Source organism: Celerinatantimonas yamalensis, assembly GCF_046054155.1.
GTDB classification, from domain to species: domain Bacteria; phylum Pseudomonadota; class Gammaproteobacteria; order Enterobacterales; family Celerinatantimonadaceae; genus Celerinatantimonas; species Celerinatantimonas yamalensis.
This window is the reverse complement of the sequence record NZ_JBEQCT010000003.1, coordinates 274,145-298,291: the sequence shown is the minus strand read 5'-3', so window position 1 is coordinate 298,291 and position 24,147 is coordinate 274,145. Positions and strand designations below refer to the sequence as shown.

Genomic DNA, 24,147 nt, shown 5'->3' with positions numbered 1-24,147 from the left:
CGTTTGAATCAAGGGAAGTCGCCAACCCACACGCCGACTTCCCTTTGAACGCGTGTTACGCGACGTCTCTAGCCATTAACTAATCACCGTATCCAAACGGCTCCGCCCACCGCCTAGGGCTCGCAATTGGATTTTCGCACTGATACGCTCAACCATCGGTTGCACATGCGAAATAGCCGTCACTTGGCGGCCACTAGCCTGCAGCTTATCTAAACAACTTAACACCACATCCAAACTTTCAGGATCAAGTGAACCGAATCCTTCATCGATAAACAGCGATTGGATCTGCAAATTACGTGATGACACCGCTGACAAAGCCAGCGCCAGAGCGAGTGACACCAAGAAGGTTTCACCACCAGAGAGACTCGCCAATGTACGCACTTCATCACCCATATCAAGGTCAACCACCTGCAAAGCCAGCGACTGTCCGGGGATGCGTTGCAATCGATAGCGAGGCGCTAATTCAGTCAATTGATGATTGGCTTCAAATAGTAATTTATCTAATGTCAGTTGCTGGGCAAAGGTTCTAAATTTCGCCCCACTGGCGGAACCAATCAGCGCATTGAGTTGCTCCCAAACACTACAAGCGTTTAGCCGCTGCTGATAATCAGTATCAAGAGCGTGATAGCGCTGGTGTGATTGAGCATTTTGATCGAGTTTTGAACGTATCTGATAGATATCTTCGGCCAACTGGTTCATAACCTCAATCAGTACATCCATATTATCCAAATCAAGTGCTTGGAGCTGCTCAGTCAAGATCTGTTGCTGATGTTGTAGCGCTTCAAGTAAAGTATCGGCGTGCTGACGCTTCTGCTGTAGTTCGGTTTTCAGTGCAACCATCGTTTGTTCATAATGTTGCACTTGATGACGCATCGATTCGACCGATGTACTTGGCAGCGATAATAGCTGTTCCACCCGTTCGGCTGTTGCATCCAAGCGTTCTAATGCATGCTGCCAATCTTGCTGCAACGTGCCTAGTTCGCTGCGATCACGTCGTTGCTGCTCGGCTAACGCTTGCAAGCGGCTATGGGTGTCGTTTTTTACGCGTTCTTGTTCACTGAATCTAAGCTGAGTCTGCTCAATCACACCGTCTAACTGGTGCTGACGCTGCTGCATTTGTTGTTGCCATTGTATCACGCCGAATCCATCTAAAAGCTGCTTCGCTTGCTGCTCAATACCGCTTATTTGCTCAACGAGTTCATCAACTTGGCTCTGGCATTGTTGATACACTCGCTCAGCGTGCTCGCATCTAAGCCTCTGCTGCTGACACTGCGCTTGTTGTTGCTGACACTGCGTGATAAGCACGGCGTGGCGTTGCGCATTTGCTTGGTACTCGCTAACCTGTTCATGCAACCAGCTTAACAGCGCGACGAGACCATAATGATGCAGCTGAGATTGCCATTCGATATCCCCCAACCGCTCACTAAGCTGCGCGCCCATTTGCACCAATTGTTCACTTTGATCAGCGTCATGTTCTAGAGCTGTGCTCAGCTGTTCTAGACGTTGCTGACACAATTGCTGCTGTGTTGCTTGTTGATCGCGTAATTGACTGAGATGCTGAAACTCATTGTCGAGATCATCTCGAAGCACTTTCGCTTCGCTCAATCGTTGCCATTTCATCTCAAGCGCTTGGCGCCGCTCTAGCAATTCATTGACTTGAGCCGCTATTTGTTGATAACGCGAAGTTACATGGGCCAGCTCCAACAGAGTCGAGAGAGATTCACCGAGATCTTGTGCCAGTGTGGCTAAATGCTCTTGACTGTAAGTTCGGATCTCTTCCGCCTCAATACGCTGCTGAACAAGCATGTCTATTTGTTGCGGTGCACTAAAGAGGCGCGCTTGGTAGTGTTGGCGTTGCTGGTTTAATACATCAATGCGCTGCGACAATTGCGTCAAAATGGACTGTACCGGAGCGTTGGCACGTTCATCCAGATAGGGATGATGCTTACTGCCACAGAGCGGACAAGGTACATCAACTTGCAACTGCTGGCGATAATCATCCAACTCAACGACTTGACGGGCCAAATTATATTGGTTTTGCAACTCGCTCACCTGGGCATTGAGTTGCTCTAACTGCTGGTTATCGCCATATTGTGACGCGTAGATGTCATCAAGAGCAGGCTGACAACTCACTATTTTTTGCTGAGCTGCATGGTATTGTTCAGCGAACTGCAACGCTTGAGTCAGCGCCGATTGCTGATGCTGGGTACTATCTAATAACGTCGTCAGTTGCTGATACGCTTCTCGTAGCTGATTTTCATGTTGGTTTATCTCGGCAAAAGGTTGGCGTTTTGCGTCAACCAATGCCAACGCTTGATTTAACTCGTTCAAACGTTGTTCAAATAGCTTTGCCTCATCGTGATTGTGCTGATAATCCTGCAATTGAGTTTGGCGACGGATTTGCTGCTGTTGTATGCGTTGATAATCATGTAGCAGATGCTCTATCTGTGCATAGTGCTGTGTCCACAAAGCCTCGACCTGATGCGCATCAAGCCAGCGATTTAGCGTTTGCACTTCAGCCTCCAAGCTTTGAAGTTGCGCGTCTAAATCTTGAGACAATAGCCGCTGCTTGGCGAGTTGCTGGTGCGTGTCCGCCAATTCTGGCTGGCGATTGAGCTGCTGTTGATATAGCAATTTGTGCTGTTCTTCTAACATTCGAGCCGTTTCTAACTCTTGGGCTCGATCATCTTGCTCTTTTGAAAATAACGTCAGTGCTTCACGCGCCTGTTGAGTTTGCTGCTGCGTCTGTTCCGTTGCGACAACCTGCTCTTGATAAATCTTGTCCAAATGACGTTGCTGTTCATCTTGCCGAGCTAAGGCTTGCGCCAGCCGCGCTCGCGCTTGATAATTTTCTCGCAGTGGTTCAACTTGACCCAACTGGGTTAATTGTTGACGCTGCGATTCAATCAAAACGTGCTCTTGTTGATGGGTGTTAATCGTATTGGCAACAGATTGCACCGCCGCATTTGCACTGTCTAAATCAAGTAACTGCTGGCTGAGCTTTTGGTTGACTTGTTTGACCTGTTGCAACTGCGTTTGACGTGTTTGCGCCTGTGTTAATTGCCCTTGCAGCTGGGTGACCGTTTCTTCATCGAGTAGTTCAACCTCTTGCATCCGGGCACGTAGATTTGTCAAAGCTTGTGATTGCTGCTTATAGTTTTCATACACTTGCTGAGAAATTTGGCTATACAACGACGTGCCCGTCATCCGCTCGAGCAAAGCAGAACGTTGATCTTCTGGCGCTTTTAAAAATGCGGCAAAATCGCCTTGAGCGAGCATAACCGAACGGCGAAATTGCTCATAATCAAGCCCAACCAGATCATTAATGATCTGTTGAAATTCACGTTTATTGGCGCTGAAGGGTTGATCAGTTTGGCAATCAAGTAGTTCACGGCTACTGGCCTGCCAACGTCCGCTGATCTGGTTACGTGCTCGTCGTACTTGCCAACGCGCTAGATAGCGTTTGCCGTCATTGACGATAAATTCAACCTCTGCGCTGGCATGTGCCATCCCGCGGCTCACCAAATGTCGCACATCGTTGGCTTTAAGCTTATCATTTTGCTCTTCGCCTATTTCAACCGTGCGAGATTGATCTTCAAAACGCGGCACCTGTTCATAAAGAGCCAAGCACAAACAATCAAGCAACGTACTTTTGCCGCTGCCGGTTTTACCGGTGATGGCAATAAGCCCCTGCTCTGCTAATGGCTCAGAACCGAACTCAACGGCAAATGAACCCGCTAAGCTGGCGATATTTTCTCCGCGAATAGCGATAATTTTCATTGCTGTTCCTCAACTTCACGGACAACTTGAGCAAATGCCTGCATTAACTCGTCACCCGGCATTTGCTGATATTGTTTCTGGTAACACAACTCAAACACCTGCACCGGTGTGAGCTCATCTAAATCACGGCCGTTGTAGTGGCTATAGCCTTGCGAATTACTATCTGGATAGACGCTACGAATACGTGTTAAACGCATCCCTTTATCGCTAATAGCTTGCATCACCTGCTCACGCAAATGTGCAACAGGGGTTTCCAATCGCACCTGTACCTCTAAATAGGGTGCCCCATCCAATGCACCTTGATAAACGGGTAGCTGAGCTAATTCAGTCAATACTTCTGGTAACGGTTTGGGCTCACTGGGGATTTGCAACATTTGACAATGCCGTGGCACATTTAGGGGGTGTATAGACACCTGCTGATGTTGCCACGTGACTAATTGCACATGGTGATGATAACGCCGTTCACTGAGCGACAGCGGCAAGGGCGAACCGCTATAGTGAATTGGGATCGGTGCACTAATTTTCTGACCTAAATGCAAATGCCCCAACGCAACATAATCACAACTCGCCGGAAATATATTCGCTGGAAGGGCATGTTCTCCCCCCATAAGAATCTGGCGCTCTGACAGTTCTGAAACTTGACCGCCACGAATATGGCCATGTCCAATCGCCATCAGCATTTGCCCTGGCTGACGCACCGATTCAGCCAATTCCCCTAACTGCTGATAAAGCGTCGTAATGGCCTGCTGCCAGCGCTGTTGACCATCACCGATCTGACTATCTAAAACCAGATCACTGGCTCGTAAAAATGGAACGGCTAATGCCCACCCTTGCAATTCACCTTGACGATTTTTCATAGGGATCAGCAATCTGTTTAATTCCGGCTGACCGTTTTCACTTTTATGAACCTGCCCCACCAAATGCAAGTCAAAATGAGCCAATAATTCACCCGGTGCACTGATTTTACTGGGCGAATCATGATTTCCTGCCACCATGATAACTTGCAATCCAGGGCATCGATGGGTGATATAAGCCAAAAATTGATATAACTGCTGCCAGCTCGTCGCCGACGGATTAGCGGTATCAAAGAGATCACCGCTAACACACAATATATCAACGTCATACGTCTCAATTTGTTCAGAAAGCCAGTCAAGAAAAACTTGGTGTTCGTGATATCGGCTATAGCCGTGCAACTGATGCCCTAAGTGCCAGTCAGCTGTATGCAGGATCTTAAGCGCTGATTGCATATAACCCCTTGTTATTATGGTAAAATTACTTAAGTATATTGTCCGGGTGTAACCCCAAATTGCTCCCGAAAAGCCGCCACAAATGCAGAAAGCGAATCATACCCACAGGCCAATGCCACATCCGTCACACGCTGATTTTGCTCTAAATAATCCAAGGCATATAACAAGCGCAGGCGTTGTCGCCATTGCCTAAAATTCATGCCGGTCTGCTGCACAAATAAGCGACTCACATTGCGACTAGAAATACCTACTTGTGTGGCCAGTTGAACCATTGTAGCGCAGCTATCTGGTTGATTCTGCAAGATTTGACATAATGCTTGTAAGCGTCGATCCGACGGTAGTGGCAGTTGCGTTCGCGCGCAAGGAAGCTGTGCAATTTGATCAAGTAACACCTGAGCGAGACGCTTTTCAGAACTACTCTCTTGCCACAAAGGCTCCTGCTGGCAAAACTGCTTAATTAATTCCCGCACCAACAATGAGACATCTAACACTTGCGCATCACGCCAGCGCGACTGAGTCAACGCTGATGCCTCTATATAAAGGCTTTGCATCTGCGTAGCTGTCTTTGACACGACTTGATGTTCAACGCCAGCGGGGACCCAAATGGCATATTGAGGCGGTGCGACATAACGCGCATCTGGCGTTAACACGGTTAAAATACCAGATGCTGCATAGGAAAATTGCCCCCACGGGTGTTGATGCCAACTGGTTTGGCTCCCTTGATCATCCCACTGTTCAGGACGGGCATAAACCGGTCTTGGCAGCGAGTCAAAATCTGGGATAGTGCGATGATGGCTTATTCTCGACATTTTTTTGCATTATATCGACAGATAACAATGAGTAGATCTTTTACGCTATTTTATCGGATGTGACAATGGGAAGAGCAACGTGATAATTTGGCAAAAATTAAAAAAAGAATGGTTTTTATTTGGCATGCTGATCGCCATTGGATTGGCAATTCTTATCCCACACTGGGGATCGAGTGTCGGACCACTTCATCTAAATATTGTCACGCAGTATGGGATTGCTTTGGTCTTTTTATTACACGGCATTGCATTATCTCCCAAAGATATTCGTCAAGGCATGAGTAACTGGGGATTACACATCTATACCCAAGCGGCAACATTTGTTCTCTACCCCCTTATTTGGTTACTTTTTGGCCACTATTTTCAAACTCTGATGCCGCAACCATTAGCCTACGGCTTTTGTTATCTATTGGTATTACCCAGTACAATTTCATCATCGGTGGCGATGACAGCCATTGCTAAAGGAAACATTCCAGGTGCTATCTTTAACGCTTCACTATCAAGTGTACTGGGGATATTTTTAACGCCGTTGTACGTTAAATTATTTATTGGATTGAGTAATGGGCATATGGATATCGAACAAACTGTGCTGCATATTGCCTATATGTTACTACTCCCTATGGTGTTAGGCCAACTGCTGCGCCCTCTCATCGGAGAATGGATGCGCCGCTATAAAAGCATTACCGGCAAACTCGATAAATTTGTCATCTTGCTCATTATATTCAATGCATTTTCTGACTCAGTCATTCGAGGAATTTGGCATGATTTTGAGCTAAGCACTTTATTACTCGCCATTGTCTTGTGCTGCATTATTTTAACAGTGGTGATGCTGATCCTATTTTTTGTCGCCAAATGGATTAAATTTAATGATGAAGATTTCGCTGCTGGCCTATTCTGCGGAACTAAAAAGACGCTCGCAGCGGGAGTACCGATGGCTAAAGTTATCTTTGGCGCAAGTCCAATCTTGGGAATGTTACTTCTGCCAATTATGCTCTATCATCCAATTCAGATTTTTGTCTGTGCCATTATTGCCAATCGCCTGTCGACCAAAGCGGCTCAGAATAGCAATATAGCTAACGGATGAATAGTGAAGGGGGCCTTGGCCCCTTTCACTGCCATTTATTGAGATGATTGCTCGTTAGACGATTGACCACTCAATGTTGCTTTGACTTTTTGCAGTGTATTTTTAAGCTTCTGAGTAATTTGGCCATCGCTGGTTTGATGATGATCTGCTTGGAATTTACGAATGGCTGCTTTAGTTTTTGCCCCAATCATCCCATCGATCTGCCCCACTTTATAACCAAGCTCTTTAAGATCAGCTTGTACAGCTTTTATCATCTTATGACTTTTAGTGGCTGACTCTGCTTTCCATTTTTTCACTGACTTTTCAGTTTGAGTGATTACCTGATGCGTTTTTTGTGTCACATCTTGACCCGCAACCTCAGCTTTTTGCTTAACATCTTTCTCCATTGTCTGCGCTTTTTGTTGCAGCGTCGGCTCAGTACTCGACTGCTCCGGAGTACTCATGTCTGTCACAGGCGCATCAGCAAACACCAACGGAGACATAACCATCGTTAAACATAAAGCAACAACCGTCTTTTTCATGATGAATACCTTTCGTGTTAACTTGTGAGACTTATCATCACTCAAGCAAGACAATCGAACAATTGGGTTAACTGCCTATATACATAGCGAATTGTCATAATCGCATGCTAATATTAATCGTTATCATCGACCTAGAGATCTTATGTCCATTCGTCAAGCCATTCCCTCAGACCATGCTCGCATCGCCTTATTAAGTGGCCAATTAGGTTATCCAGTAACGATTGAGCAAGTGCAGCAACGCATCAACAAGTTAGGCGCCCATCAGCAGATTTGGGTATATGAACAAAATGCGCAAGTACTCGCTTGGCTGCAACTTGATCGCCAATATCAGTTAACGAGTGGCGAACATTTAGAGATCCTTGCATTTGTAGTCGACGAAGCTTACCGAGGTCAAGGTATTGGTCAGCAACTGCTTGATTGGGTGAAACAGCTCGCTTGCCAACAAAGCATTGAGCTGCGCGTACGAAGCCAAGTCAAACGAGAACGAGCGCATCAGTTTTATCAGCAACATGGCTTTAGTTGGCAAAAATCACAGCATCTATTTATTTATGATGTAACCGACATTCCCCCATCTAAAAGTTGAGCCCCACTACCTTTAGTGGCTAATTGATCGGCAGGATTGCGTAGCGGACAATCCTCTACAGACAGGCAACCACAACCGATACAATGACTTAATTGCCCTCGCAATTGGGTTAACTGGCTGATTCGCTGATCTAATTGTAATTGCCAAACCTTGGCTAAATTTTGCCAATCTCGCTGCTTGGCAATACGGCCTTCAGGTAATTGCTTAAACGCTTGTTCAATTTCACTCAGACTCACCCCTAAGTTTTGTGCCACTTTAATCAGCGCAACTCGGCGCAATACATCACGATGGTAACGACGTTGATTGCCCGGACTACGGACACTTTGAATTAAGCCGCGCGTTTCATAGTAATGCAATGTCGAGGCGGCAACCCCACTGCGCTTCACGACTTTGCCTATATTGAGTAATTGTTCCATCACATGCCCTGCATTTAAAAAATAGATCGAAAATTTAGCTTTAAAAATAACTAAATAACTTCTTGATCTCAAGTTAACTTGAGCTTTTAGAATGAATCTAATTCATCGATCAGGAGCCATTATGACTATTTTAGAACATGCCAATATCACGGTGCGCAGCATTGAACAAACCCTACAATTTTTAGCGATTGTCGCCCCCGATTTTCGGCTTCGCCATCGCGGCGAAACCCCTCAGCATCATTGGGTTCATGTTGGTAATAACCAGCATTATTTAGCCCTGCAAGAGCCTCGTGATCAATCACGCGTGAATTCCAAGCGAATACCCTATCACCAACTTGGCGTTAACCATTGGGGATTACAGGTTGAAAACTTAGATGAAATTGAAACAGAATTAATTGCGGCCGGTTACAGACGCTCAATGGCAACCCCGAATGAAACTTATCGTAGGCGTTTGTATTTCTTTGATCACAGTGGCCTGGAATGGGAGCTGATTGAATATTTCAGTCAACGTTTTGAGCAGCGTTATCACTACGAATAAATCAAGGCAGATGACTATAGGCTCGTTGCTGACGAGCCTATGCTGACTTAGTGCGTGCCATGTCAGGTTGGTTTAGGTAATAGTGCATTTGAAATAAATTCACTAATACTAACACCGCTGAAATCACAAAGACCCAGCGATACCCCATGTACGCTGAAACCCCAGCGCCCAGCATCGGTCCGACGACACTACCTAAATACAAAAAGGATTGGTTATAGCCGAAAATTCGCCCAAGCACTTTGCCACTCACTTGCTGCGCTAGTAGTGCTTGCACAGCCGGCATCATAGCACCATCACAAAATCCCATTAAAAAGCGTATTAATCCCAGCTCAAAAGTATTTTGCACCAATGAAACCATCAGTAATAACGCAGCGGTCATGGTTAACGCCACCAGCAAAATACGACCACTTCCGATGCGATCACCCAGCTTGCCCAGCCAAGATGCAGAAAACAATGCAGACACACCAGGAACAGCCGCAATCACCCCACTGATAAATGCCAAATTATGGGTGTTTTCTGAAAGTTGCGACACAAACAAGGTCAAAATAGGATTAATCGAACCATTCGCTAACTGAATCATCATCGTGGCGATAAATAACCCCAATACCAAGCCGGGAGAAGATAACGATGCAAAGACCTGCTGGCGCGTGAGTGGTTTTTCATCACGAGCGGGACGCTCAAATTGTTCGTGCACCAAATACCACGTACAAAGAAAACAGCAGAAAAGCAGCCCACCAGTGACTAAAAATACAATTCTAAACCCCATCTGATCGGCCATCATCCCACCAATCAATGGCCCGAGGATCACGCCACTCACTTGCCCAGTGGTGAGTGTTCCAAGCGCCCAACCTGTGCGCTCACGCGGCATTTCAGCAGCAGCTAACGCCATCGCATTAGGAATATAGCCGGAGGTTAAGCCCATCAACATGCGTAGCCCCATTAATTGCCATGGGGCCGACACAAACCCTTGGGCCGCCATCAAAATAGCCATTCCCAATGAGGCCCGCAGCAGCATCAGTTTGCGGCCTCGTTGGTCGGCAAGTTTTCCCCAGAACGGTGAAACCATAGCAGATACAATAAATGAACCACTAAAAACCAACCCCGACCATAAACTCAAATCAGCCTGCCCTGTGACCCCAAGTTGTTGCAGATAAAGGGGTAAAAATGGCAAAATTTGGCTCATGCCCAGCCCGACTAAAAAGCAGCCTAGCCATAAAGCCAATAGATTAAGTTTCCAAGAACGGTCCATTGAGTAACCTATAACAACTGATAGCCAACTATAAGCCAGCTTACAGAATTGAGACGAATGAAGACCTCCAGCAGATGGCAGTCCTCAGGTATAGTTTTGCACTAAAATAAGTAGTTGGCGCGATAACACGTACTTTGGGCAATAGCAAAGTTAATGATGATCATTCGTGTGGTGACTTCATTGCAAAGTGGTCTTCAATCCATAGGGCTAAGGCAACAACTGCAGCTCAATCTAACGATCGAGTGGTGTCAAGCTATAGTCAACATAATAAGGTCTAGCAGACTGAACGAAGTATTGAACGAAACCATCTTGTGCCCAAGCGTTTTGAGCGTTTGAGGCAACATCTTTTTACTAATACCGATTATTTTACGCCGCAATTTGTTAAAACGGTAGTGCTTTTGTGCTAAAACTATCGGCCAACGCTGCGTAACTTTGGTGACAGGCTTGGCACCGTCGGAAAGAAGCAAGCTTGATGAAACGCCGCCCTTCGTCATACGTATTGGGCAACTCACCGCTTACCATAGACACTCACCTTTTGGTGGGTACTATCAAAAATAACTTATCATCTGTACTCTATAATTGAGTCAATGGATAGTAATATGCCATCAGCTCAATATCGCATTTAAATTTATTAATTGACGAGAAAAGGACTAAATAATGAGTCAAGTAAGTGTCATTTTTCATTCAGGCTATGGTCATACCAAAAAGATTGCAGAAATTGTTGCTCAAAGTGCACACGCAAAATTAATTGAAATTAACAGCGAAGGCGATATCAGCGATACTGATTGGCAAACCTTAGCTGAGTCTGACGCCATTGTCTTTGGTACACCAACTTACATGGGTGGGCCAAGCTGGCAGTTCAAAAAATTTGCGGATACCTCATCTAAAGTTTGGTTTAACCGTGGATGGTCAAACAAATTATTTGCCGGATTTAGTGTCAGTGGCAGCCTTAACGGTGACAAACAAATGACATTATCTTACCTACAAACCTTGGCTGCGCAACACGGCGGGTTATGGATAAGTCTCGATATTCTCCCTGCAAACACACTAGCTGCTACCCGTGATGACCTGAACAATCTAGGGGGATCAGCGGGTTTATTGGTTCAAGCACCTAGCGATGCAGATGCGGAGGCTATTCCAACAGGCGATCTAAAAACGGCCGAAGCCTTTGGTAAGCGTATCAATGAATTGGCCGCTAAATGGGCCTAACAACGAAACATATCAGGGGGGATGCCCCCTGATATTTTGTCTCAACGCTTAGAGCGACTATCAAGCTAATTGGTATCAGCCAACTTCAGTTGATTAGCAATGTGCGCGAGATCGGCGCGAATTTGTTGGCGAATATCGGGATTGTCACCTTTTTTCCAAGTCGCTAAATTTGACTCTGCAGCCGCCACTGTGCTTTGACTAAGCTTTGCAACAACAGGGGTGACAATATCGACTAATTTGCGTGTGTCTTGCATCAATCCCAACCAACGAGCGCCACCTTGTGCGGGCTGCGTTAAATTTTTCTGTAACTGCATAATCAACACCGATAAAGGGAGTTGTTGCGTCGTCGTCACCGTTTTGAACTGGTTGATCTGGGCACGTAGTGCACCAATATCATCCGCTTTGCCGCCTAACCGATCCTCACTTGGCAATGCGTTAAATGCTGTGGCAAAAGGCAATAGCGAGTAATAACTAACAGCAAAGTTAAGCGCCACATCACCGCCTTGCCATTGGCTAGCAAGCTGTTCCGCTTGTTGCCCCTGAGAAACCAAATAGGCTTGATAATCTGTTACCATTTTTTCAATGTCATGAACACTCAACTGATATTGCGTCACTTTAGCAACAGCTTGCGCGGTCAGTTGTCCCTGTTTTTCAGTGGGAAGCAGGCAGCGGGTAGTATAATGCCCAGGCTCTAAATCGACAATCATGCTCTGAGTTTGACCACTTGCAATATCATCTTGCAGATCAACAAGTTGCTTATTATCAAAAATTGCCCATCCCATGGGATGATGACTTTGATTAGTGATGACAAATTGCACTTTGCCAGCAGACGTTTGTAATGCTTGCAACAAACAATGCTGAGTCAACGTAACATTTACCTGAGGCAGCACTTCTCCGGCGTGCCCTAATGGCGCAATTAAAAAAGAAATAGCCGCAGCGCACAGCCAGTTGCAACGATCCATACATATACCTCATCGATACCATGGTATGGCGGAATAAAACTCTTTATTACCTCTTAGCATATCACGACATGACTACATTAGCTGAAACAGAAACTGAAAGCTGGTTTGCTATCAACGAATAAAGAGGTCTGAATCACACAGGCCTCGATACGCGTGTCATCAAGCAGACCTAATGCATTTGTAGAGGTTCGCCCACCTCTTACTTGCTCAGACAGAATGTTTGAATCATCCTAGGCCCATTTAAAAATCAGCCAAAACACCCAAAAAATCAGTGATTGATATCAATCAAATCATCCATCAACGCTTTAAAAACAATGCATCAACAGCAGGCAAAGATAAGCCACGTAGTTAGTCAAACCTAGCTCGGCCGCTATATTAACGACGCCCTTCAACGTAGCGCTGCAATCAGTTAGTCCATCATGTGATCAAGCTGCTGCCAATCACTATCAGATAATGTAAGTTCCATCGCCTTTAATAGGCTATTAATATGACTTGATTTGGTCGCACTAGCGATCGGAGCAGTGACAGCGGGGTGAGCAATCAACCACGCGAGTGCCACTTCAGCAGGCTCGGCTTGATAATCTTGGGCCATATGAATGAGTTGACCAATCAGCTTAAAGCCTTTTTCATTCGCATATTTTTCCACCCTATTAGCCCGAGGCTGTCCTTCCAAATCAGCTCGATTGCGGTATTTACCCGATAAAAATCCACTGGCCAAACTAAAATAGGGGATCACTCCCACTGAATGCGCTTGCACCCACTGTTGCAATGGCTTAGCAAAGCCCTCACGATCATAAAGATTAAACTCAGGCTGTAAACTTTGATACGCTGTTAATCCGTGATTTTTTGCAGCACTAGCTGCTTGTTCCATTTGCGATAAATTGTAATTTGAGGCACCAATTGCACGAATTTTACCAGCATCAAGCAGCCGCTGATACGTCCCCAAAGTTTCTTCATGTGGTGTATGTTCATCAGGCCAATGCGATTGATATAAGTCAATATAATCCGTTTGCAGCCGCTTTAACGAATCCTCTAATGCCTGCGACACCCATTGCTCACTCAACCCACCGTGGTCATTGCCTAAGTCGGCGCCCACTTTGGTCATCAACACGATATTATCACGATAACCAGGGCGAGCATGCAGCCATTCCCCTATAATTGTTTCTGACTCGCCGCCTTGATTGCCATCTACCCAGCTAGAGTAAACGTCAGCAGTATCAATGCTGCGCAGTCCCGCCTCATAAAGTTGATCTAACATGCGAAACGATTGCGCTTTGTCTAGTGTCCACCCAAACACATTCCCTCCAAAAACAATCGGTGGAATAGACAACCCACTCTGACCTAACGGAATACATTGCATAACCCTAACTCCTTTGCTTAATAGAATGAATAATGAACCTAACCTAATGGTGAATCGATAGTTTTTCAAAAACCCTAGGCATGTACACCACCACCATGCAACCGCTAATAAGGCGAAAAGTCAATTGTTGGCTAAATTAACAGCATAATCTGTTACGAAAAAACATCATGACAATGTATTAGCCACTATATTTAAACAAAACATTAGATAACTTTCGGGTTAACAAGGCTGGTAGAACAAAAGATGGATAATAAGGCCACGATTCCAGAATCAATACGCAGATCGATCACTTTACTTACCTCAATGGTATTGATCTTAGGAGGTCTCACTGTTTTATGGGGATGGACAATGCAGAATCAAGCATTGACACAACTCTCCATTTCATTTCCTTCCATGAAACCAAACACTGCATTGGGATTTTTAATCTGTGGGTTAGCATTGCTCCCCATCTCCAAGCATTCGCATCACAAGATGATGATGTTCTTCGGCTTCATATTAGTTATATTTTTCACCTTAACGTTACTTGAATACTGGCTCGATAGTCAGTTTAAAATTGATGAGTGGCTCTTTAAGGACCCATGGAGCAGTACGTATCCTGGTCGTCCTTCCATTGTGACAACATTTTGCTTTATTGTCGCAGGCTTATTGCTCTTACTCTACAGGCCGTGGTTGAACCATCCGACTCGTCTAGATATATTAGGAATTGTGGGGCTGCTCTGCCCTTTGGTCGGATTACTCGGGTATATTTATAACCCTGTTGGAATATTCAAAGTTCCTGTTTTTTCTTCAATGGCACTGCATACTTCATTAGGGTTTATATTGTTTTTTATCACTCTACCCATTGCGAATCGACGCAGCCGCATCAATTATTTACTCTTCTCCCAAATGCCCGGCTCAAGGCAGTTTCGCAGGTTGCTCATACCAACTTTTGCCCTGCCATTACTCATTGGCTTAATCTATAAATCGCTCGTGGTTGGAAACATCTTACAGGTTGATTTTGCATTAGCCTTATTTGCGGCCAGTTTTATTGCGATTAACCTCGCAGCTCTTATTTACAATGCATTTCGTTACAATAAATTATTCGCTGATCTAAATGCCATCAGTGAAGATAATTTACAAAAACAACTCAAGTTAACCGTATTTCTTGACTCTGCGGCTGGAGCCCTCATTCTGTTTTCTGACTTTGGACGAATACTGTCGGTGACCCGAGGCGCATCGAATATACTTGGATGGAGCCAGTCGGAATTGGAAAAGATGACGGTTTGGGAGTTAATTCCCAATCGCTTTAAGTGGACCGTTTTAAGAGCCATTGTTCATTTTCGTCGCCATGAAACACCGGACCGAGATAACTCATCGCTATGGTTATTTGCCAAATGTGAAAATGGTGATGAGCTGGCGGTGTTAGTCTCGGTCACCCGACACACATTCAATCAACAATGGGTTTATGGTGCTCTGGTATTAGATGCTCAGCGACTCATTGACCACATTCAGCGGCTCAATCGCGACATCAATATAGACTCATTGACGCACGCTCATAATCGTCGAGCATTAGAGCAAGAACTACAAACCTTGCGTGGATTTGGCCTCAATCAGGGGCAGCCATTTGCCATAGCAATGATCGATGTTGACCATTTTAAGTCGATCAATGATCAGTATGGTCATCGAGCCGGTGACGTCATTCTGCAATCATTTACCCGCAGGATTCAAAATTGCTTACGTCATCATGACCGCCTGTATCGCTATGGCGGTGATGAATTTGTTGTTATTGCTGAGGCCTCTGACTACGATGAGCTAAAGGCTATCTGTGAACGAATTAGAAGCAGCACTACCAGCACACCCATTAGTTATCAAGGGCTATCGATTGCGATCACCTGTAGCATAGGTATGTGTTCTGTAGATGGTGGAGGCGCGTTAGTTGATGCCTGTTTAAGTGGTGCTGATCAGGCCTTATATCACGCCAAGCAGCAAGGTCGTAACCGCTTGGAAATTTGCTCAACCCCCTTTGTTCAGAATAAACTGGAGAAACAGGCAAACTATAAATCATCCTAAATAGGCTATCGCCGCATTGGATGGCTCTGGTAGAATGCTTTTTTCGTTTAAACGCATCATAGGATCCTTCATGTGGTTTAAAAACCTTTTGGTCTATCGACTCACCAAGCCTTTCTCTCATACTCAAGAGCAACTTGAAAATGCTCTACAAGCTTTTTCCTTTAAACCTTGTGGTAGCCAAGATTTAAGTCAACTAGGTTGGGTTTCACCATTGGGCAAGCAAGGGCAGACCCTATCACATAGTGCGAACAACGAGCTGTTGATCTGTGTAAAAAAAGAGGAAAAAATTCTCCCAGCAACGGTTGTTCGTGACGCTTTGCAAGAAAAAGTTGAACATCAAGAAAGCGAACAACAACGGGCATTAAAAAAAGCGGAAAAACAAGCGCTCAAAGACGATATCGTGCAACAACTGCTGCCCCGCGCCTTTACTCGTCACGCATTTACCTTCGCTTGGGTCAGCCCTGATGGCAATTTTATCGCAGTGGATGCGGCCAGTAGCCGTAAAGCTGAAGAACTATTAGGACTACTGCGCAAATCGTTAGGGTCACTGCCCGTTGTCCCATTAAACTTAAGTACCCCAGCTGATGTCACCATGACCGACTGGTTAAACCAAGGCGATCTTCCTAAAGGGTTTGAATTAGGCGATGAAGCCGAGCTGCGAAGTGCGCTAGAACATGGGGGGATTATTCGTTGTAAAGAACAAGACTTACTCAGCGACGAAATTGCCGCCCATCTTGCCGCCGACAAAATGGTGACTAAACTAGCCCTAAATTATGCAGATAACCTATCCTTCGTCCTAGGGGATGATCTCGCTCTCAAGCGCCTCAAATTTGCCGATGAATTACTCGAAGAAAATGATGATATCACCAGTGATGATCCACTGGCGCGCTTTGACGCTGACTTTACGCTGTTATGCGCAGAATTACGCCAATTTATCCCAGCCCTTATCGAAGCATTGGGCGGTGAGCAAGTCACCGAATAACCCTGTTCACTGCGGTGGTACTCTGTGCACTACCGCACGCCTCCCACTTGATGAGCTGTTAACAATTGCAACATATCTCAACAGCGGGTAATATTCGCGACCAAATTGGTACTCTCTAGGTAGGAGTCAGATATGTTTACACCTGAGTTATTGTCCCCCGCAGGGACGCTCAAAAATATGCGCTATGCATTCGCCTATGGCGCTGATGCAGTTTATGCTGGTCAACCTCGTTATTCATTGCGAGTGCGCAATAACGAATTTAATTTAGAAAACCTTAAAATCGGCATCGACGAAGCGCATGCGCAAGACAAAAAAATCTACGTGGTGTCCAACATCTCGCCCCATAATGGCAAATTAAAGTCCTATATTGATGATATTAAACCTGTCATTGATATGAATCCGGATGCTCTGATTATGTCAGATCCAGGATTAATCATGATGGTACGAGAAGCCTTCCCAGAGCAGACCATTCATCTATCAGTACAAGCCAATGCCATCAACTGGGCAACGGTTAAATTTTGGCATCAACAAGGGGTTGAACGCGTCATTTTATCTCGCGAACTATCACTTGATGAGATTGAAGAGATCCGATTTCGCGTGCCGGATATCGAACTTGAAGTATTTGTTCACGGCGCCTTATGTATGGCTTACTCAGGCCGTTGTCTGCTGTCCGGCTATATTAACAAACGCGATCCGAATCAGGGCACTTGCACCAATTCCTGCCGCTGGCAGTACAATGTTCACCAAGCCAAAGAAAACGAAACAGGCGAAGTAGTTGCCGTTGAGCCAGCGCTTGGTATTGGCCAACCGATTGACGACGTCGTGCTGTTACAGGAAAAAGGCCGCCCCAACGAGTATATGCCCGCTTTTGAAGATGAGCATGGGACATATATCATGAATTCTAAAGATCTGCGCGCTGTCCAGCATGTTGAACGCTTAACTAAAATAGGTGTGCATTCACTGAAAATCGAAGGACGTACCAAATCGTTCTATTATTGTGCACGCACTGCTCAAGTTTATCGCAAAGCGATTGATGATGCGGCGGCAGGCCGTCCATTTGATCCAAGTCTACTATCGACTTTAGAAGGTCTTGCTCATCGCGGTTATACCGAAGGTTTTTTGCGTCGTCATACTCACGATGAGCACCAAAATTATGAGTATGGTTACTCAGTCAGTGACAGCCAGCAATTTGTCGGCGAAATCACCGGCCGCGCCAGTAATGGTCTGGCTGAAGTTGCCGTTAAAAATAAATTTTTACTCGGTGATTCACTGGAACTGATGACCCCGCAAGGAAATATCACCTTCACCCTTGAGCAACTCGAAAACGCTAAAGGCGAAGCACTTGAAGCGGCACTTGGCAGTGGTCATACAGTTTATCTGCCAGTACCTGACAATATTGCTCTTGAGCATGCACTCATTATGCGCAACTTAAAACAGGGCACCGATACCCGCAATCCGCACCAAAAAAGCGCTTAATCAACATAAACCCAGGCTTGCCTGACTAGGTAAGCCTGCTCGATACACAGCCTTTCTTAGATAAAATCGACAAATCTGTAATTGATAATATCCTCTTCACGCAGTTTTATGAAAAAACCACAGACTGGATAAATCAATAGCGATTATTGGCATACAATTTGTAGTATCCACTAGAATGTCAAGGTCAGTATGATCAGTTCGCAATCCTTACCAATATATTCGCCGATCTAAATGCCATAAGGAGTTAAACTATGTTAGAGCAAGCAATCACGGTGATTTTAGCCGGAGGCAAAGGCTCTCGACTACATCCTCTAACCATCGATCGCGCTAAGCCAGCTGTTCCCTTTGGAGGCAAATATCGAATTATCGATTTTACCCTCGCCAACTGCTTACATTCAGGTCTTCGGCAAATACTCGTACTGACCCAATACCAATCCCATTCATTGCATAAGCATCTGCGTGATGGATGGTCAATATTCAATCCAGAATTAGGCGAATTTATCACTGCGATTCCGCCACAAATGACTCAAGAGATCGGTGGCTATCAAGGGACGGCCAATGCGGTGTATCAAAATTTACATCTGATCGAGCGTAGTCAAGCGAAATACGTGGTGGTACTTTCGGGTGACCATATTTACCGAATGGACTATGAACCCATGCTCCGCCAACATATTGAAAAGGGCGCGGGGCTCACTATAGCTTGCATGGAAATTGATGCCCGACAATCTGATCAATTTGGCATTGTCAGCATTGACAACGAACTGCAAGTCACTGGCTTTGAAGAAAAACCGACCCATCCGCAAACACTCCCCGAACAACCCGGTCGCGCACTCGCCTCAATGGGAGTCTATATTTTCTCAGTGGATTATCTGGGACAAGGCTTGAGTGAAAACCATAATATGACTGACACAGGACATGATTTTGGTGGTGATATCATTCCACAATTGATCCCGTCCGCTAAGGTTTTCGCCTACTTATTTGGCGGGGCAAGTGGCCGCGTGAGTCGCGACCAATACTGGCGCGATGTCGGCACGTTAGATTCCTATTATCAAGCTAATATGGATCTGCTCCAACCCATGCCGCCGATTAACTTGTATCAACAAGACTGGTCTATTCGCAGTTACCAAAAACAAGTCGCGCCCGCTAAAATGGTTTCAGGGGCTTCAGGAACAGAGGGAATTGCTATTAACTCAATTGTCAGTGGCGGGACCATTGTTTCAGGCGGGTGTGTACAAAACTCCATTCTCTTTCAAAACGTCCATGTCCTTGATGAAGCTGTGGTCGAAAGTAGTATTTTATTTGATGATGTCGAAGTCGGTCCGCGTTGCCAACTACACCATTGCATTATCGATAAAGGCGTCAAACTACCGCCCAATACAGAGATTGGCCTAAACCGGCACCTTGACCAACAGCGTTTTACCCTCTCTGACAATGGCATTGTTGTGGTCCCCAAAGGATACCAATTTTAATCACCTGACTAAAAAAGCACATGATAAGGCGCCAATCGGCGCCTCGCAGAGCTAACCTTCATCAGGCAATATCGCATTGTGATAAACGTTTTGAACGTCATCATCATCATTCAACACATCTAAGAAACGCTGGAATGTAGCGACATCATCACCACCAAGTTCAGTGCTGGTTTGCGGCACAAATGAGATCTCTTCAACATCAAAGTTCACATCAGGCATCGCGGCTAACAATGCACTACGCGCTTTGTCATATTCAGTATAAGGGGCAAATACTGTGATCATCCCCTCATCACTTTCAATCTCACTGACATCAACATCAGCTTCCATCAAAAGTTCTAAAATGACATCTTCATCATCATGGGCAAAACCAAAAATCGCCTGATGCTCAAACATATGCCCAACTGCACCTGGACTACCAATTTTCGCATCGTTTTTGATAAAAGCTTGGCGAACAGCTGCGAAAGTTCGGCTATTGTTATCGGTCAAACAATCGACGATAACCATGCAACCACCAGGACCGAAGCCTTCATATCGGGTTGCTTCATAATCTTCAGTCGCACCACCAGTGGCTCGCTCTATTGCGCGATCAAGCACATGCGATGGCACCTGATCTTTTTTAGCTTTTTCCAGCAACCGCCGCAATGACAAATTAGTATCTGGATCAGCGCCGCCTTTTTTAGCGCTCACATAGATCTCTTTGCCATATTTTGAATATACTTTTGTTTTAGCGCCCGCAGTTTTAGCCATCGACATTTTACGGACTTCGTAGGCTCTTCCCATTGATTCTAACTCTAAACAAACATTAATCGTGAGGGGATTTTACCACAGCTTCTCATTTGCACTAGTACCCCGATCAAAGGCTTGTTCATTGATCGGTATTCATGCCACTATCCGATAGTATACTTACAGACCGATATATTGACTTGGACGTCGGATAAGGAACAATCCACATTCGAGCGCCAAAATACTCAATTCCCCTTTGATAGGAGATTTTGATTTCGCTCTTTTAAAAAATAGCTATAAAACAATACGTTAAACTCCCACCTAAAATCTTAGATTTAAATGAAACCATTCCCGGCATCCGCTGTGCTGCTGCCGAGCGACATCAGGTGCTTTAGGTTGAAATTGAAACCAGCCGTAGCAAACGTGAAATCGGGGAGATCCACCACCTCATAAAATCTCTGGAAATCTGTGCCATTGCGGATGAACGGCCTACATTCCACGGCACTCGCTGCGCTACTGTCGGGCTACATTAGGCGTTTTAGGTTGAAATGAAACCAGCCGTCCCTCGGATGTAACGAACGTGGAATCTGGGAAAGCTACCTCATCCAACTCACTTAAAATCTGAAGTTTGAGAAAATCAGGTCATGGACGACTGATGTAAAACACTTCATTGATTGATGAAAGGACGAATTGTTCGCACCTTTTTTTAACCCTTAGTTCATGGCACACAGATACAAACAGGCCTAGGCAGAATGCTTAATTGATGGTCGCTACGCTCTTTTTATGGACCACTTTCATTATACTAAGTCTAATGCAATGGGTTGCACGTGATTTAAATTCAAAGCTTGTTTGGCACACCAAAGGTCATAATTATCTTGTATTGTCATCCAACTTTCAGGGCTGCGACCTAACGTTTTGGATAGTCGTAACGCCATTCTTGGAGAAATACCACTTTTGCCATTGATCACTCGGTTCAATGTTGATGGCGACACACCCAAATGAGTAGCTAACATTCGGCAGCTAATATTATGGGGAGTCATATACACCGACTCGATAAACTCTCCAGGATGAGGTGGATTGCTCATTGTCATTTGTGCTGGATCTCATTATAAGAAATAAACGCTTTGCCAAAAACAGACAAAACCCAACAGACTCAGCACACTGTCTGAATCATGGATATACAATCATTATCGAGCATAGTGCGTGATGACATATTTCGCAATACGCTCTTGGACAAATAATAACATCAGCGGCCAGCAAGCGAGCGCGACTGCAAAGATGATATTTAAAAGCTAAGGTCATATCGAATCTAGATAATGTGAATACTCGCGACAAGGCGTTAGATGGCAACGTCCTTTCGAAAGAAAGGTCTGGATGAGTTCGCTCGAAAGAGCATCAGTAAGCCTTAAGTTCCAAACGTTGCCTAAGCGCCTGCTGCGCTACGAAAACAGTGGCTTACAATCTGTACTGAAGGCCGAATATCAGGATGAACAAAGACATCTGTTCATGGGACGAGCATTTTCTTGTTTGTATCATATGGGATGAAGCATGGTAAGCTCGGAGTTGACGAACAATAAGCAGTATTGGAACACTAAAGTACTTATCTATGCATTCGTGTTAGTGAGTGTATTATCGGCAGTTTTTAACGACGCGATTGAAATTTAGGCATCCATGCGGTTGTCCTAACCAACAGAGAGTTGATCTTTTGTCGACTTTCAATCATATTCAAAGAGAACTCAGGACACTTATTCGAGTGACATTATAAAGTAGCTTTGTCAGCGATGTTTGTGAACGGTTAACCTCCTTATTTTGATGACGTTCGAGCGTTAGGAAAGTAAAGTGTAACGAATATCGATCTTGTATAAGGAGTTATTGCGTCTTTCATTTGAAGCATGAGGCAATAAGGAAAAGTTAAGTGAAAGGACTTCTGCGCTACTACTTACTATTTTTCATCGCTCTAACCAGCCAAATCTGCTGTGCCGCAGATGGGCAGCAAAACGTTTTAGTATTGCATTCATATGACCCAGATTATGAATGGACCCGAGAATTTCAAAAAGGTATCAGAGACGCTACCGACTCAGCGTCACACCCCATTAAGTTGTCAATCGAGTATATTGACAGTAAACGCCTATACAACACGCCAGAGTATTATCAAAAACTCAAAGAATATCTGGCAATAAAGTACCGAAATTACCACTTCGATGGCGTTCTTCTCACCGATGATAATGCGCTACGCTTTTTCAAGCGCTTAGATATGCCCAATTTACAAAATCTCCCCACAGTTGCCGCAGGTATCAGTGATTTAAATGCGACGCTAAGACCTATAACCAACAAAGGGATCATCCTTTTTGAGATTGATAGCATCAAAGAAAATTTAGATCTAATAAAAAAAATAAGGCCGCACTTAAAACAACTTTATTACCTTTCGGATACTGGAATTTCCTCGGAACTATTAAGACCCCAGATCTTAGCCGCCATGAAAAACTACCCCAACATAAAACTGGTAGAAATTAGGCATAAAACCCTTCAACAAACCCGCCAGATCTTAGCCCATATATCTTCCGATGACGCCGTGTTATTAACCCACTTTAATACTGAGGTGAACCAGAATATCTATTATGGCTATAGCAAAACTGCGATTGATCTATCGACAGTAAGCAAAGCCCCCATAGTTGTACTTTGGAATTTTTATCTAAAAGGCGATGTGCTGGGTGGCTATGTTAATGGCTCTTATCGACAAGGCGTACAGATGGTCGATCTTTTAGGCCGCCAACTCTCTGACCCTGTGCAAATTAATCTTGAAGTAAAACCCTTTCGCGAACCTGTTTTTCAATACCATAGCTTAAAAAAATACCATATTGATGAATCGTTGTTACCAGCAAACGCCGTAATAATGGGTCAACCCGTCTCATTCTTGGCGAACCATTATCTGCTGTTGTCCATCTTTGGTAGTATCATTTCTATGCTTATCATCATCATTGTTTTCCAATTTTATCGGTTAAAACGAAAACAAGAAATGAGTGAGAAAGACAAGAAAATTGTTAGCTTACAAAGTCAAACCCTACAGATCCAAAAGAAACTCATCCATGTACTGGGTAACTCGATTGAAACCCGCTCAGGCGAAACCGGAAACCATGTGAAGCGAGTCGCTCAACTTTCGGCCTATTTGGGAAAACTAGCTGGACTATCCGCCAGAGAGTGTGAAGTTCTAGAAATTATCAGTCCGATGCATGATGTAGGGAAAATCGGTATTCCAGAAGCCATTTTAAATAAACCTGGGCGACTGACTGATGCCGAAAGAGAATTAATGGAAACCCATACACAAATAGGCCACCAGTTACTCCATAACGATGATGGCGACATGATCGCCTTAGCCGGCATTGTCGCTCTAGAACATCATGAATATTGGAATGGGCAAGGTTATCCATATAAAAAAATGGGTGAAAATATCCACATTTATGCTCGCATTACCACCGTTACTGATGTGTTCGATGCCTTGAAAAGTAAGCGCTGTTATAAAGAAGCTTGGCCTCTCGACAAAGTCATAGAGTATTTTCAAAAAAATAAAGGCACACAATTTGACCCTACTTTAGTGACGTTATTTCTAGACAATATCGATGAATTTGTCTCGATAAGAAATTTACATCCAGATTTGTAACCTTGCACCTCAACACACCATGCAAGATTTCGAGC

The 24,147-nt window shown here is 44.8% G+C and carries 20 protein-coding genes; 9 read left to right on the top strand and 11 right to left on the bottom strand.

Features of this window, described 5'->3' with window-relative positions; all coding sequences use genetic code 11:
- Positions 1 to 75: 75 nt before the first annotated feature.
- Genes ABUE30_RS09405 through ABUE30_RS09395 form a run of 3 tightly spaced genes read right to left on the bottom strand, consistent with a single transcriptional unit; the run spans position 76 to position 5,836 of the window.
- Positions 76 to 3,780 carry an AAA family ATPase gene (locus ABUE30_RS09405; protein ID WP_408623489.1) on the bottom strand — a complete coding sequence of 1,235 codons (3,705 nt, stop codon included), beginning with the start codon at positions 3,778 to 3,780 and terminating at the stop codon, positions 76 to 78.
- Positions 3,777 to 5,027 carry an exonuclease SbcCD subunit D C-terminal domain-containing protein gene (locus ABUE30_RS09400; RefSeq protein WP_408623488.1) on the bottom strand — a complete coding sequence of 417 codons (1,251 nt, stop codon included), beginning with the start codon at positions 5,025 to 5,027 and terminating at the stop codon, positions 3,777 to 3,779. Before ABUE30_RS09400 ends, ABUE30_RS09405 begins: the two co-directional genes overlap by 4 nt.
- 29 nt (positions 5,028 to 5,056) lie before the next feature.
- Positions 5,057 to 5,836: an AraC family transcriptional regulator gene (locus tag ABUE30_RS09395; RefSeq protein ID WP_408623487.1), complete on the bottom strand. Its 780-nt coding sequence runs from the start codon at positions 5,834 to 5,836 to the stop codon at positions 5,057 to 5,059.
- 79 nt (positions 5,837 to 5,915) lie between these two features.
- Here ABUE30_RS09395 and ABUE30_RS09390 point away from each other — a divergent pair, with 79 nt between their 5' ends.
- Positions 5,916 to 6,917, top strand: a complete 1,002-nt coding sequence (locus ABUE30_RS09390) for a bile acid:sodium symporter family protein (RefSeq protein WP_408623486.1) — start codon at positions 5,916 to 5,918, stop codon at positions 6,915 to 6,917.
- A 35-nt stretch (positions 6,918 to 6,952) separates the two neighbouring features.
- Here ABUE30_RS09390 and ABUE30_RS09385 read toward each other — a convergent pair whose 3' ends face one another.
- Positions 6,953 to 7,438, bottom strand: coding sequence for a peptidoglycan-binding domain-containing protein (locus ABUE30_RS09385; protein ID WP_408623485.1), 486 nt, complete (start codon positions 7,436 to 7,438; stop codon positions 6,953 to 6,955).
- A 142-nt stretch (positions 7,439 to 7,580) separates the two neighbouring features.
- Between ABUE30_RS09385 and ABUE30_RS09380 the strand changes: the two genes are divergently transcribed.
- Positions 7,581 to 8,021: a GNAT family N-acetyltransferase gene (locus ABUE30_RS09380; protein WP_408623484.1), complete on the top strand. Its 441-nt coding sequence runs from the start codon at positions 7,581 to 7,583 to the stop codon at positions 8,019 to 8,021.
- On the opposite strand, the gene soxR is transcribed toward ABUE30_RS09380, so the two are convergent.
- On the bottom strand, positions 7,985 to 8,437 hold the full coding sequence (gene soxR, locus ABUE30_RS09375; RefSeq protein WP_408623483.1) for a redox-sensitive transcriptional activator SoxR: 453 nt from the start codon (positions 8,435 to 8,437) through the stop codon (positions 7,985 to 7,987). The genes ABUE30_RS09380 and soxR overlap by 37 nt on opposite strands.
- Positions 8,438 to 8,558: 121 nt before the next feature.
- Between soxR and ABUE30_RS09370 the strand changes: the two genes are divergently transcribed.
- Positions 8,559 to 8,975 carry a VOC family protein gene (locus tag ABUE30_RS09370; protein WP_408623482.1) on the top strand — a complete coding sequence of 139 codons (417 nt, stop codon included), beginning with the start codon at positions 8,559 to 8,561 and terminating at the stop codon, positions 8,973 to 8,975.
- 37 nt (positions 8,976 to 9,012) lie between these two features.
- Here the strand turns inward: ABUE30_RS09370 and ABUE30_RS09365 are convergent, their stop codons facing one another.
- Both ABUE30_RS09365 and ABUE30_RS09360 read right to left on the bottom strand, forming a co-directional pair.
- A complete protein-coding gene (locus ABUE30_RS09365; RefSeq protein ID WP_408623481.1) occupies positions 9,013 to 10,224 on the bottom strand; it encodes a multidrug efflux MFS transporter in 1,212 nt (403 codons plus the stop codon).
- Positions 10,225 to 10,472: 248 nt separating this feature from the next.
- Positions 10,473 to 10,718, bottom strand: coding sequence for a winged helix-turn-helix transcriptional regulator (locus tag ABUE30_RS09360; protein WP_408623480.1), 246 nt, complete (start codon positions 10,716 to 10,718; stop codon positions 10,473 to 10,475).
- A 163-nt stretch (positions 10,719 to 10,881) separates the two neighbouring features.
- Here ABUE30_RS09360 and ABUE30_RS09355 point away from each other — a divergent pair, with 163 nt between their 5' ends.
- Complete coding sequence (locus tag ABUE30_RS09355) at positions 10,882 to 11,433, top strand: flavodoxin family protein (protein ID WP_408623479.1); 552 nt, start codon at positions 10,882 to 10,884, stop codon at positions 11,431 to 11,433.
- A gap of 65 nt (positions 11,434 to 11,498) precedes the next feature.
- Here ABUE30_RS09355 and ABUE30_RS09350 read toward each other — a convergent pair whose 3' ends face one another.
- Both ABUE30_RS09350 and ABUE30_RS09345 read right to left on the bottom strand, forming a co-directional pair.
- The gene (locus ABUE30_RS09350) at positions 11,499 to 12,395 is read right to left on the bottom strand and encodes a cupredoxin domain-containing protein (RefSeq protein WP_408623478.1); all 897 of its coding nucleotides are present in this window, start codon (positions 12,393 to 12,395) and stop codon (positions 11,499 to 11,501) included.
- 409 nt (positions 12,396 to 12,804) lie between these two features.
- On the bottom strand, positions 12,805 to 13,755 hold the full coding sequence (locus ABUE30_RS09345) for an aldo/keto reductase (protein ID WP_408623477.1): 951 nt from the start codon (positions 13,753 to 13,755) through the stop codon (positions 12,805 to 12,807).
- 348 nt (positions 13,756 to 14,103) lie between these two features.
- Here ABUE30_RS09345 and ABUE30_RS09340 point away from each other — a divergent pair, with 348 nt between their 5' ends.
- The 4 genes from ABUE30_RS09340 (at position 14,104) to glgC (ending at position 19,731) form a co-directional block, all read left to right on the top strand.
- Positions 14,104 to 15,804: a sensor domain-containing diguanylate cyclase gene (locus ABUE30_RS09340; protein WP_408623476.1), complete on the top strand. Its 1,701-nt coding sequence runs from the start codon at positions 14,104 to 14,106 to the stop codon at positions 15,802 to 15,804.
- Between the two features lie 70 nt (positions 15,805 to 15,874).
- A complete protein-coding gene (rdgC, locus tag ABUE30_RS09335) occupies positions 15,875 to 16,786 on the top strand; it encodes a recombination-associated protein RdgC (protein ID WP_408623475.1) in 912 nt (303 codons plus the stop codon).
- 132 nt (positions 16,787 to 16,918) lie between these two features.
- Positions 16,919 to 18,262 (top strand): prephenate-dependent tRNA uridine(34) hydroxylase TrhP, encoded by a 1,344-nt coding sequence (trhP, locus tag ABUE30_RS09330; protein WP_408623474.1) that lies wholly within the window; start codon positions 16,919 to 16,921, stop codon positions 18,260 to 18,262.
- Between the two features lie 251 nt (positions 18,263 to 18,513).
- Positions 18,514 to 19,731, top strand: coding sequence for a glucose-1-phosphate adenylyltransferase (gene glgC, locus ABUE30_RS09325; protein ID WP_408623473.1), 1,218 nt, complete (start codon positions 18,514 to 18,516; stop codon positions 19,729 to 19,731).
- 51 nt (positions 19,732 to 19,782) lie between these two features.
- On the opposite strand, the gene ABUE30_RS09320 is transcribed toward glgC, so the two are convergent.
- Positions 19,783 to 20,511, bottom strand: coding sequence for a YebC/PmpR family DNA-binding transcriptional regulator (locus ABUE30_RS09320; RefSeq protein WP_408623472.1), 729 nt, complete (start codon positions 20,509 to 20,511; stop codon positions 19,783 to 19,785).
- 740 nt (positions 20,512 to 21,251) lie between these two features.
- A complete protein-coding gene (locus tag ABUE30_RS09315) occupies positions 21,252 to 21,545 on the bottom strand; it encodes a HigA family addiction module antitoxin (RefSeq protein ID WP_408623471.1) in 294 nt (97 codons plus the stop codon).
- 1,163 nt (positions 21,546 to 22,708) lie between these two features.
- Between ABUE30_RS09315 and ABUE30_RS09310 the strand changes: the two genes are divergently transcribed.
- On the top strand, positions 22,709 to 24,112 hold the full coding sequence (locus tag ABUE30_RS09310) for an HD domain-containing phosphohydrolase (protein ID WP_408623470.1): 1,404 nt from the start codon (positions 22,709 to 22,711) through the stop codon (positions 24,110 to 24,112).
- The last annotated feature ends 35 nt before the right edge of the window (positions 24,113 to 24,147 follow it).